Here is an 11234-nt window from a genome sequence, read left to right on the forward strand (position 1 = left end):
TACCCGTTTTCCTGCAAAGACGACGCGCACAACGCCCGCAGGACTGGGATTGCCGCTTTGGCACGGAAGATGCAAAAGAGAATGTAAGCTAACCAACAGGAGAACGAACGATGAAACGGAACAACAAACTGGCACTGATTGCACTTTCTCTTATCGCACTTGGCTCCACCCCGGTACTGGCGCAGAATCACTGGGGATACGGTGATGGAATGCAGCAACGAGGCGGTACCCCAATGACCGCTGAGCAGCAGGCTGCCGCGCAGAAAATCTATGATGATTACTATTCCCAGACCAGCGCGTTGCGCCAACAGCTGACATCCAAACGTTATGAGTACAATGCACTATTAACGGCCAGCTCGCCGGACACGGCAAAAATTAATGCCGTGGCAAAAGAGATGGAAGCGTTGAATCAGTCTCTGGACGAGCAGCGTGTTAAACGCGATGTCGCCATGGCGCAGGCTGGCGTGCCGCGTGGCGCGGGAATGGGCTACGGCGGATGCGGCGGTGGCGGTAACCATCGCGGCGGCGGCCATATGGGAATGGGTCACTGGTAAAAGACGTGATGCCTGATGACGCCATACGGATCAGGTCTGCTGACTACCTGTCTTCAGGTTTTCAGAAAGTTTTGGCTGTAGGCTGCCAGTGACAAAAATCTTCATTGGCGACTAGCAGTAGCTGCGACCCTTCGGGCGCTTCCAGCCATGCCACACTCACCTCTACGGATGAATGTTTCTGGCGGCGCTCGATATGGTTTATCGCCCACGACTCCAGGTCTGGCTTCAGCGTTTCACCTTCACAGGTTGTGACCGTGTTATCCGCATGCCAACGTCCCTGACGCAATATCACCCGTCCCTGACGCAGCGCATCGCTGGTCTTGCGGATTTGATCGGCACGATAGCGGTACAACGCAATTTGATCGCTGGAAAGCTGCTGCTTTTGCCCGGCGACTTCACGTTGCATGAAACTCAGTTCGCCGCGGTCATCGAAGCGGATACGAATATGTTCCGGCGGTTTACTGTAAACATTGAGTTCTATCAGAGAGAGCGTATTTCCCTGCCAGCGGTATTCACTGGTGGTGGTATCGCCGTTACGCCACGGACTCAATACCGAGAGCAAGTGAACATCGTCACTGGAATCTTTACGCCAGACGCGTACCGCCCCCTGCTCGCCAACATAACCGCTGGCCGTGAACGGAGGAAGCTCGGAATGACGACTACAGGCCGACAGCAACAGCACACCTGAAAGCCAGAGCGTATGACGCCAGATGGACAAAAGGGGCGAAACCGCCCCTTCGTTAAAACTGTTCACTGCCACGCGAATTACTTAACCGCGTCTTTCAGTGCTTTACCAGAAACAAATGCCGGTACGTTAGCTGCGGCGATTTTGATTTCTTTACCGGTCTGCGGGTTGCGGCCAGTGCGCTCAGCACGGTGGTTCACTTTGAAGGTACCGAAACCAACCAGTTGTACAGCATCGCCTTCTTTCAGAGACTCAGTAATAGCAGCCAGAGTGGATTCCAGAGCAGCTTTAGCCTGTGTTTTAGACAGTTCTGCTTTGTCTGCAATTACATCAATCAGTTGAGTCTTGTTCATAAGTTATCCTTACAATGTGTTTATCGCTTGCTAAGCATCGAGTGCGACGGAAATGCCAGAAAAGCACTCTCCTGCATACACGCACCGATAGCCACTTTTTTTCGCCCCCCAAATGTAGACCAGACCGGGGGCGGATGGGAAGCCTTCAGGCACGACAAATCAGGCGTTAAATCACGTTTTGTGGTGTCATTGCTGAAAATTTATACCAATATTGCTCTCGCCAGCCTCGCGCAGGTCTGCACGCAGCCCTTTTATCAGCTCAATATCGCGTTCTTCACAATCGGCTAAAAGTCGGAAAATTTCCCACTGAATATCCCATTCTTGCTCAACGGCAGGGTTCTCTTTGAGCTCTTCATCGGTCATTTCGCGACCAGCCTGGGTCATTTCCAGCATCGCTACTGTGGTAATTGAAGCCTTACTGACTTCAATAGCGTGTTCCAGCGTTTCACCGCTCAGACGTGAATGCATCAGTTCGCTTAATGCCACGCAGGCATCAATCGCCGGGTAAACGCCGTACAGATCGTAATCATCTGCCGACGGGATAGCCTCTTCAAACTTTTCCAGCTGGCTGTCGAAATTGATTTTGGCATCTTTAACCGTCAGCGCTTCCCAAATCAAATCCAGGATTCGGCGGTAAATCTGACCATCGCCAAATTCAGTTTGCTTGCAGAACATGGCGTAATTCGGGTACATGCGTTCGCACAGACAGGCCATAAACGTGACGTGCTGCCAGCTTTCCAGCTTCTCCAGACGCAGGTGAATCGGATTTTGTAACATGATGAGTTCTCAAATACGGAAATTAGCCGCAGTTTACCCGATATGGGGCGCTTTTGCTGCAAGCCGCGTAAAAGCCGGGCGTTCGGATGCCACCGCATCTGCCCAGCGCGTTGGTTCCGGCAGACGATAGCCGTTCATACAGCGTTGTACCCACGCCAGTGCGCTGTCCATACTCACGCGGTGGCCCGTAGAGATAAACAACGGGTTACAGCGCGCTTTGCTGCGCCAGACCCATGCCAGCTGTTCGCCTTTATCCAGCAATGGTGCTAACGCGCCGGGTTCAGCAGCGAGCGGTTCAAACTTGCCGCACAACCGTTTTTTCGCCACGCCAATCGTCGGGACATCCACCAGCAGACCAAAATGACTGGCTACGCCCAGGCGACGCGGGTGCGAAATGCCGTGCCCGTCAACGAACAGCAGATCTGGCTTGTGCGAGAGCAATTGCCAGGCGGCCATCAGCGCGGGGGTTTCACGAAAGGAGAGAAAACCGGGAATGTAGGGCATGGTGGTGGCGATACGCGCCACCTTGTATTCAACCAGTTCAAGCGTGGGATACTTCAGTAAGACCATCGCGGCTCGCGTCACTTCGCCACCCTGCTCAAACCCAACGTCCGCCCCGCCGATCAGATCAGGCGGATCGTTCTTCAGACGATCCTCGCGGATCACTGAAGAGGCCAGTTCAAGCTGCTGCGCGCGTAATGACGCGAGATCCATAATGACTCCTTAGCGGTGGTACTGTTCGGACAACCGATGTACCGCCTCCACAAAGACACCCGCATGTTCTGGCGGGACGTCCTGATGAATGCCGTGGCCCAGGTTAAAGACATGCCCTTCGCCCTGACCGAATCCGGCCAGAATTGTCGCCACCTCTTCTTCGATGCGGGCTGGCGGTGCATACAGCATGGACGGATCCATATTGCCCTGTAGCGCCACTTTATGACCTACACGACGACGCGCATCGGCAATGTCAGTGGTCCAGTCGAGACCTAACGCATCACAGCCGGTTTCCGCCATCGCTTCCAGCCACTGACCGCCGCCTTTGGTAAACAGGGTCACCGGTACACGACGACCGTCGTTCTCGCGCAGCAGGCCATCAACGATTTTGTGCATGTAGTACAGGGAGAACTGCTGATAGTCGCGACCGGTCAGCACACCGCCCCATGTATCGAAAATCATCACCGACTGCGCGCCCGCTTTGATCTGCGCGTTCAGGTACAGCGTGACGCTCTTCGCCAGCTTATCCAGCAGCAGATGCAGCGCTTTAGGGTCGGCATACATCATCTTTTTAATCACGGTGAAGGCTTTGCTGCTGCCGCCTTCAACCATGTAGGTTGCCAGCGTCCACGGGCTACCGGAGAAGCCGATCAGCGGCACTTCGCCTTTCAGTTCACGGCGAATTGTGCGCACCGCATTCATCACGTAACCCAGCCCATCTTCCGGGTCCGGGATCGGCAGTTTGTCGACGTCAGCCTTGCTGGTAATAGGGGAGGTGAAGCGTGGACCTTCTCCTGCTTCAAAATACAGCCCAAGCCCCATCGCATCGGGAATCGTCAGGATATCCGAGAAGAGGATCGCGGCATCAAGCTTATAACGACGCAGCGGCTGCAGCGTAACTTCGCAGGCCAGCTCGGCATTTTTGCACAGCGCCATAAAATCGCCCGCCTCGGCGCGCGTGGCTTTATATTCCGGTAGATAGCGGCCCGCCTGGCGCATCATCCATACCGGAGTGACATCAACGGGCTGGCGCAGCAGCGCACGCAGATAACGATCGTTCTTCAGTTCGGTCATTTTTGCAGTTCCTTATTGCGTCAGTCCATCAGTGTATCATCACTCGTTCTTTACTCGTACTCAGCCCGACACATCGCCACAGTGTCTTCAATCAATCGCCGCGCGACAGTGCCTGGCGGGGGAAGCAGCGGTAGATCATCGTAGCGATACCAGTTCGCTTCCAGCAGTTCTTTCGGGTCGATAACAATCTCTCCGCTATCATACTCTGCCATAAATGCGGTCATCAAAGACTGTGGGAACGGCCACGGCTGAGAAGTGACATAGCGCAGGTTTTTCACCTTAATGCCGCTCTCTTCCATGACTTCACGCGCCACCGCCTGCTCAAGGGTCTCGCCCACTTCGACAAAACCCGCCAGCACGGTATGCACGCCGTTGCGATGGCGAACATGTTGGGCGAGCAGGATAGCGTCGTCACGGCGAATGGCGACGATAATGCAGGGGGCAATTTGCGGGTAGTAGCGTTCCCGGCAGTGGCTGCACAGCATCGCCCATTCCGTTTTACTCGGGTGCATCGTGTGCCCGCAGTAGCCGCAGAATTTATGCGAGCGGTAAAACTCAGCCAGCTGTACGCCGCGTCCGGCCAGTTGAAACAGGCCTACATCCTGGTCAATGACCTGGCGTACCGACCCCATATCGTGGCGACGTTGCTGCTGCACCAGCCAGACCGTCTCCCCTTCCCATTCGCCGATAGAAAGTGCGCGCTGCCCGATCAAATCAAAACGTGCCGCGTCGCCGTGAGGCAGCTCGCCATGAGGCAACCATAACTTTTGCTCATGACTGACAATCCACCAGCCGCTATCTAATTTTTCAATTATACGATCCATATCTCTTGCGCAACCTTTGCTTCACAGGCATGTTGTTTACATTATTTTTACATTTACGGGTGAGCAGTTCCTAAACACCATCTTGCGGAGTCAATCATGCTAAACCAGCTGGAAAGCCTGACGGAGCACGTCGGAGGAAGTAATAAACTGGTTGATCGCTGGCTACATGTACGTAAGCACCTGCTCGTGGCTTACTACAATCTGGTTGGCATTAAGCCTGGCAAAGAATCGTACATGCGGCTCAATGAAAAAGCGCTGGATGATTTTTGTCAGAGCCTGGTCGATTACCTCTCCACCGGACACTTCAGTATTTATGAACGTATTCTCCATAAATTGGAAGGGAACGGGCAGCTTTTAAAAGCCACAAAAATTTGGCCACTGCTGGAAGCCAACACACAACTGATCATGGACTACTATGACACCAGTCTGGAGACCGCCATTGATCATGATAACTTCCTTGAATTTCAACAGGCTTTATCAGATATCGGCGAGGCGCTGGAAGCCCGGTTCGTGCTCGAAGATAAGCTGATCATGCTGGTATTTGATGCGATGCACGAGAGCGGCACTCTCAAACGTCATGCTTGAGATTTACGGCATTAACGCGTAGTTTACATTCATTACCTCTTTACTGAGGTTACTTCTTGTCGGAGTGCTTATTTTCCACAGCAGCATGAGTGGAAAAGGCTGAGACCGTTAATTCGGGATCCGCGGAACCTGATCAGGTTAAGACCTGCGAAGGGAACAAGAGTCAATCTACAACCGTTCGCCTTTGGGCGATCGCCTCTCTTGCTTCATCCGTCGTCTGACAAGCCACGTCCTTACTTTTTTGGAATGAGCTATGTCTGCCACTACTAAACCATCACGCCGCGAACAGCGCGCGCAAGCCCAACACTTTATCGATACCCTGGAAGGGACCGCCTTTCCGAACTCAAAACGCATCTACATCACCGGTTCGCAGGCGGATATCCGCATCCCGATGCGTGAAATCCAGCTGAGCCCGACGCTGATTGGCGGCAGTAAAGATAATCCGCAGTTTGAAGATAACGAAGCCGTGCCGGTGTACGATACCTCCGGGCCGTATGGCGATCCTGACGTGGCGATTAACGTCCAGCAGGGTCTGGCAAAACTGCGCCAGGCGTGGATTGCGGCACGTAACGATAGCGAAGAATTAGACGACCGTAGTTCCGCTTATACCAAAGAACGTCTGGCCGACGATGGCCTGGACGAGCTGCGTTTCAGCGGCCTGCTGACGCCAAAGCGCGCCAAAGCCGGTAAGCGCGTGACCCAGCTGCACTACGCCCGTCAGGGGATCGTGACGCCAGAGATGGAGTTTATCGCCATCCGTGAAAATATGGGCCGCGAGCGTATCCGTAGTGAAGTGCTGCGCCATCAGCATCCAGGGATGAACTTTGGCGCGCGCCTGCCGGAAAATATCACGCCGGAATTCGTGCGTGATGAAGTCGCTGCGGGCCGGGCGATTATTCCTGCCAACATCAACCACCCGGAATCCGAGCCGATGATCATCGGCCGCAACTTCCTGGTGAAGGTGAATGCCAACATCGGTAACTCGGCGGTCACTTCCTCTATCGAAGAAGAGGTCGAAAAACTGGTGTGGTCGACCCGCTGGGGCGCAGATACGGTGATGGACCTCTCCACCGGTCGCTATATTCACGAAACCCGCGAGTGGATCCTGCGTAACAGCCCGGTGCCGATCGGCACCGTACCGATCTACCAGGCGCTGGAGAAGGTCAACGGGATCGCCGAAGATCTGACCTGGGAAGCGTTCCGCGATACGTTGCTGGAACAGGCCGAACAGGGCGTCGACTACTTCACCATTCACGCGGGCGTGCTGCTGCGCTACGTGCCGATGACCGCCAAACGCCTGACCGGTATTGTCTCACGCGGCGGTTCAATTATGGCGAAATGGTGCCTTTCTCATCACAAAGAGAACTTCCTGTTCGAACATTTCCGCGAGATTTGCGAAATCTGCGCCGCCTACGACGTCTCGCTCTCTCTCGGCGACGGCCTGCGCCCGGGTTCGATTCAGGATGCCAACGACGAAGCGCAGTTCTCCGAACTGCATACGCTGGGCGAGCTGACCAAAATCGCCTGGGAATACGACGTGCAGGTGATGATTGAAGGCCCAGGGCATGTGCCGATGCATATGATCCAACGCAACATGACCGAAGAGCTGGAGAGCTGCCACGAAGCGCCGTTCTACACCTTAGGGCCGTTGACGACAGATATCGCGCCGGGCTATGACCACTTCACCTCCGGCATTGGCGCGGCGATGATCGGCTGGTTTGGCTGCGCGATGCTGTGCTACGTCACGCCAAAAGAGCACCTCGGCTTGCCGAACAAAGAAGACGTGAAGCAAGGGCTGATTACCTACAAAATTGCCGCCCACGCAGCTGACTTAGCAAAAGGTCATCCGGGCGCGCAGATCCGCGACAACGCGATGTCGAAAGCGCGCTTCGAATTCCGCTGGGAAGACCAGTTTAACCTCGCGCTCGATCCGTTCACCGCCCGCGCCTATCACGATGAAACCCTGCCGCAAGAGTCCGGCAAGGTCGCCCACTTCTGCTCCATGTGCGGGCCGAAGTTCTGCTCGATGAAAATCAGCCAGGAGGTTCGCGACTACGCCGCCGCGCAGACTATTGAAGTGGGAATGGCAGACATGTCGGAGAACTTCCGCGCCAAAGGCGGTGAAATCTACCTCAAAAAAGAGGAGGCATAATGTACCAGCCTGATTTCCCGACCGTGCCGTTCCGCCTCGGGCTTTACCCGGTGGTGGACAGCGTGCAATGGATTGAACGCCTGCTGGAGGCGGGCGTACGCACGATCCAGCTGCGTATCAAAGATAAACGCGATGAAGAGGTCGAAGCCGACGTTATCGCCGCCATCGCGCTGGGGCGTCGCTATGACGCTCGCCTGTTTATCAACGACTACTGGCGGCTGGCGATTAAGCACAACGCTTACGGCGTGCATCTGGGCCAGGAAGACCTTGAAACCACCGACCTGAAGGCCATTCAGGCGGCGGGGCTGCGCCTGGGTGTCTCCACTCACAATGATATGGAGATCGACGTCGCGCTCGCCGCTAAGCCTTCTTATATCGCACTCGGCCACGTTTTCCCTACGCAAACCAAGCAGATGCCTTCCGCCCCGCAGGGGCTGACACAGCTGGCAGGCCATATTGAACGACTGGCAGATTACCCGACCGTGGCGATTGGCGGTATCAGCCTTGAGCGCGCCCCGTCGGTGCTGGCGACCGGCGTCGGCAGCATTGCCGTGGTCAGCGCTATCACCCTGGCGGCCGACTGGCAGGCAGCCACGGCGCAACTGCTCGACATAGCAGGAGTCGGCGATGAATGACCGCGACTTTATGCGTTACAGCCGGCAGATCCTGCTCGGCGATATCGCGATTGAGGGCCAACAAAAGCTGCTCGACAGCCATGTGCTGATTGTCGGTTTAGGCGGGTTAGGTTCGCCTGCCGCGCTGTATCTGGCGGGAGCAGGTATCGGCAAACTGACGCTGGTAGACGATGACGACGTTCATCTGAGCAATCTGCAACGGCAAATATTGTTCACCACCGACGACATTGCTCGCCCGAAAGCGCTGGCGGCGGAACGCCATCTGGCGCGTCTTAACCCGGACAGCGAGCTGGTCGTCCTTGAGCAGCGGCTGACGGGCGATGCGCTCCGGCACGCTGTCGAGCGGGCCGACGTGGTGCTCGACTGTACCGACAACATGGCCACGCGTCAGGAAATTAACGCCGCCTGCGTGTCGCTGAATACACCTTTGGTTACCGCCAGCGCCGTCGGTTTCGGCGGCCAGTTGATGGTGCTCACGCCACCGTGGGAGCAAGGTTGTTACCGCTGCCTGTGGCCGGATGATGTCGAACCTGAACGCAACTGCCGTACCGCCGGTATCGTCGGCCCGGTTGTCGGCGTGATGGGCACCTTGCAGGCGCTGGAAGCCATCAAGCTGCTTAGCGGCATTGCGACACCCAGCGGCGAGTTACGCCTGTTTGACGGTAAAACCAGCCAATGGCGCAGCCTTGCGCTGCGTCGGGCCAATGGCTGCCCGGTATGCGGAGGGCAACATGCAGATTCAGTTCAATGATGAGCCGATGCAGTGCGCCGAGGGACAAACCGTCAGCGGGCTGCTCACCGAGCTTAATCAGCTCAAACCGGGCGCGGCGCTGGCGCTCAATCAGCAGATCCTGCCGCGCGAGCAGTGGCAGCAGCACATCGTGCAGGAAGGCGACCAGATCCTGCTTTTTCAGGTTATTGCAGGGGGTTGATATGTTACGTATTGCCGACAAAACGTTTGATTCACATCTGTTCACCGGTACCGGAAAATTTGCCTCATCGCAGCTGATGGTCGAGGCGCTTCGCGCCTCCGGCAGCCAGCTGGTGACGCTGGCGATGAAGCGCGTGGATTTGCGCCAGCATAACGATGCCATTCTGGCCCCGCTTATCGACGCGGGCGTGATGCTGCTGCCCAATACTTCCGGGGCGAAAACCGCTGAAGAGGCGATTTTCGCCGCCCAACTGGCGCGTGAAGCGTTGGGCACAAACTGGCTGAAATTAGAAATCCACCCGGATGCCCGCTGGCTATTGCCCGATCCCATCGAAACGCTAAAAGCCGCCGAAGCGCTGGTGAAACAGGGCTTTGTGGTGCTGCCCTACTGCGGCGCGGATCCGGTACTGTGCAAGCGGCTGGAAGAAGCGGGCTGCGCGGCGGTGATGCCGCTCGGCGCGCCTATCGGCTCCAACCAGGGGCTGGAAACCAAAGCGATGCTGGAGATTATTATCCAGCAGGCGACCGTGCCGGTGGTGGTCGATGCCGGCATCGGCGTGCCCAGCCACGCCACGCAGGCGCTGGAAATGGGCGCCGACGCAGTTTTGGTCAACACGGCAATCGCGGTAGCCGACAGCCCAGTGATGATGGCCACCGCTTTCCGTCTGGCAGTTGAAGCAGGCCTTTTGGCGCGCCAGGCCGTCCCCGGCAGCAAAAGTTCGCTCGCGCAGGCCACCAGCCCGTTAACCGGATTCCTGGAGGCTTTCGCATGAAAACCTTCACCGACCGATGGCGACAACTGGACTGGGACGACATCCGCCTGCGTATCAACGGGAAAACCGCCGCTGACGTGGAACGCGCCCTCAACGCTTCACAGCTTAGCCGCGATGATTTGATGGCGCTGCTCTCCCCTGCCGCCGCCGACTATCTGGAGCCGCTGGCACAGCGGGCGCAAAAGCTCACCCGCCAGCGTTTTGGCAACACGGTGAGCTTTTACGTGCCGTTGTATCTCTCCAACCTATGTGCCAACGACTGCACCTACTGCGGTTTTTCGATGAGCAACCGTATCAAACGCAAAACGCTGGACGAAGATGAGATACAACGTGAGTGTGCGGCTATCCGCGAGCTGGGCTTTGAGCATCTGCTACTGGTCACCGGTGAACATCAGGCCAAAGTGGGGATGGATTACTTTCGTCGCCATTTGCCTGCCATTCGCCGCCAGTTTGCCTCTTTACAGATGGAAGTACAGCCGCTGTCAGAGGCTGAATATGCGGAGCTGAAGACGCTGGGGCTGGATGGAGTGATGGTATATCAGGAGAGCTATCATGAGGCGATTTACGCCCGCCACCATCTGAAGGGGAAAAAGCAGGATTTCTTCTGGCGACTGGAAACGCCGGACCGGCTGGGCCGCGCAGGGATCGACAAAATCGGTCTTGGCGCGTTGATTGGTTTGTCCGACAGTTGGCGGGTGGACTGCTATATGGTAGCTGAACATCTGCTGTGGATGCAGCAGCATTACTGGCAGAGCCGCTACTCTATCTCCTTCCCTCGCCTGCGTCCATGTACCGGAGGCGTTGAGCCCGCGTCCATCATGGATGAACGCCAGCTGGTGCAAACCATTTGTGCATTTCGCTTGCTGTCGCCGGACATTGAGCTGTCGCTCTCCACCCGCGAGTCGCCATGGTTTCGTGACCATGTGATCCCGTTGGCGATCAACAACGTCAGCGCCTTCTCTAAAACCCAGCCCGGTGGTTATGCCGATAACCACCCCGAACTGGAACAGTTCTCCCCGCACGACGATCGTCGCCCGGAAGCCGTTGCTGAAGCACTCATGGCGCAGGGATTACAGCCCGTATGGAAAGACTGGGACAGCTATCTGGGACGCGCCGCCCAGATGCCCTAAGTCCAACGCTATCGCATAAACAAAAAAACCCGCTTTCGCGGGTTTTT

Annotated in this window: 14 protein-coding genes and 1 riboswitch; of the genes, 8 read left to right on the plus strand and 6 right to left on the minus strand. The window is 56.4% G+C overall.

Translation table 11 applies throughout. The features are described from left to right. Positions 1 to 110: 110 nt before the first annotated feature. Positions 111 to 554, plus strand: coding sequence for a zinc resistance sensor/chaperone ZraP (gene zraP, locus FDX03_RS21185; RefSeq protein ID WP_032945657.1), 444 nt, complete (start codon positions 111 to 113; stop codon positions 552 to 554). A gap of 61 nt (positions 555 to 615) precedes the next feature. Here the strand turns inward: zraP and FDX03_RS21190 are convergent, their stop codons facing one another. The 6 genes from FDX03_RS21190 to nudC form a co-directional block, all read right to left on the minus strand. Next, on the minus strand, positions 616 to 1308 hold the full coding sequence (locus FDX03_RS21190; protein WP_115644373.1) for a DUF1481 domain-containing protein: 693 nt from the start codon (positions 1306 to 1308) through the stop codon (positions 616 to 618). Positions 1309 to 1319: 11 nt separating this feature from the next. Beyond that, positions 1320 to 1592 (minus strand): nucleoid-associated protein HU-alpha, encoded by a 273-nt coding sequence (gene hupA, locus FDX03_RS21195; RefSeq protein WP_001044509.1) that lies wholly within the window; start codon positions 1590 to 1592, stop codon positions 1320 to 1322. Positions 1593 to 1778: 186 nt separating this feature from the next. Next, on the minus strand, positions 1779 to 2369 hold the full coding sequence (locus FDX03_RS21200) for a YjaG family protein (RefSeq protein WP_003842015.1): 591 nt from the start codon (positions 2367 to 2369) through the stop codon (positions 1779 to 1781). A 33-nt stretch (positions 2370 to 2402) separates the two neighbouring features. Then, on the minus strand, positions 2403 to 3083 hold the full coding sequence (nfi, locus tag FDX03_RS21205; RefSeq protein ID WP_048214111.1) for a deoxyribonuclease V: 681 nt from the start codon (positions 3081 to 3083) through the stop codon (positions 2403 to 2405). Positions 3084 to 3092: 9 nt separating this feature from the next. After that, positions 3093 to 4157, minus strand: a complete 1065-nt coding sequence (gene hemE, locus FDX03_RS21210; RefSeq protein ID WP_057064651.1) for a uroporphyrinogen decarboxylase — start codon at positions 4155 to 4157, stop codon at positions 3093 to 3095. 50 nt (positions 4158 to 4207) lie between these two features. After that, on the minus strand, positions 4208 to 4981 hold the full coding sequence (gene nudC, locus FDX03_RS21215) for an NAD(+) diphosphatase (protein ID WP_048214113.1): 774 nt from the start codon (positions 4979 to 4981) through the stop codon (positions 4208 to 4210). Between the two features lie 96 nt (positions 4982 to 5077). Between nudC and rsd the strand changes: the two genes are divergently transcribed. The 7 genes from rsd (at position 5078) to thiH (ending at position 11187) form a co-directional block, all read left to right on the plus strand. Continuing rightward, on the plus strand, positions 5078 to 5566 hold the full coding sequence (gene rsd / locus FDX03_RS21220; protein WP_115644115.1) for a sigma D regulator: 489 nt from the start codon (positions 5078 to 5080) through the stop codon (positions 5564 to 5566). 50 nt (positions 5567 to 5616) lie between these two features. Beyond that, positions 5617 to 5739: riboswitch (TPP riboswitch) on the plus strand. A gap of 80 nt (positions 5740 to 5819) precedes the next feature. After that, the gene (gene thiC, locus FDX03_RS21225) at positions 5820 to 7718 is read left to right on the plus strand and encodes a phosphomethylpyrimidine synthase ThiC (RefSeq protein ID WP_137346545.1); all 1899 of its coding nucleotides are present in this window, start codon (positions 5820 to 5822) and stop codon (positions 7716 to 7718) included. Continuing rightward, positions 7718 to 8353, plus strand: coding sequence for a thiamine phosphate synthase (gene thiE, locus FDX03_RS21230; RefSeq protein WP_137346546.1), 636 nt, complete (start codon positions 7718 to 7720; stop codon positions 8351 to 8353). The genes thiC and thiE overlap by 1 nt, the downstream gene beginning before the upstream one ends. Continuing rightward, entirely contained in the window at positions 8346 to 9104 is a 759-nt protein-coding gene (locus tag FDX03_RS21235) for a HesA/MoeB/ThiF family protein (protein ID WP_137346547.1), read from the plus strand. The genes thiE and FDX03_RS21235 overlap by 8 nt, the downstream gene beginning before the upstream one ends. Beyond that, on the plus strand, positions 9085 to 9285 hold the full coding sequence (gene thiS / locus FDX03_RS21240; protein WP_048214117.1) for a sulfur carrier protein ThiS: 201 nt from the start codon (positions 9085 to 9087) through the stop codon (positions 9283 to 9285). Before FDX03_RS21235 ends, thiS begins: the two co-directional genes overlap by 20 nt. A 1-nt stretch (position 9286) precedes the next feature. Then, positions 9287 to 10057 carry a thiazole synthase gene (gene thiG / locus FDX03_RS21245; RefSeq protein ID WP_137346548.1) on the plus strand — a complete coding sequence of 257 codons (771 nt, stop codon included), beginning with the start codon at positions 9287 to 9289 and terminating at the stop codon, positions 10055 to 10057. Next, positions 10054 to 11187 carry a 2-iminoacetate synthase ThiH gene (gene thiH / locus FDX03_RS21250; RefSeq protein WP_137346549.1) on the plus strand — a complete coding sequence of 378 codons (1134 nt, stop codon included), beginning with the start codon at positions 10054 to 10056 and terminating at the stop codon, positions 11185 to 11187. Before thiG ends, thiH begins: the two co-directional genes overlap by 4 nt. Positions 11188 to 11234 lie beyond the last annotated feature (47 nt).

Source organism: Citrobacter sp. wls827 (genome assembly GCF_005280875.1).
Classification (GTDB): domain Bacteria; phylum Pseudomonadota; class Gammaproteobacteria; order Enterobacterales; family Enterobacteriaceae; genus Citrobacter; species Citrobacter youngae.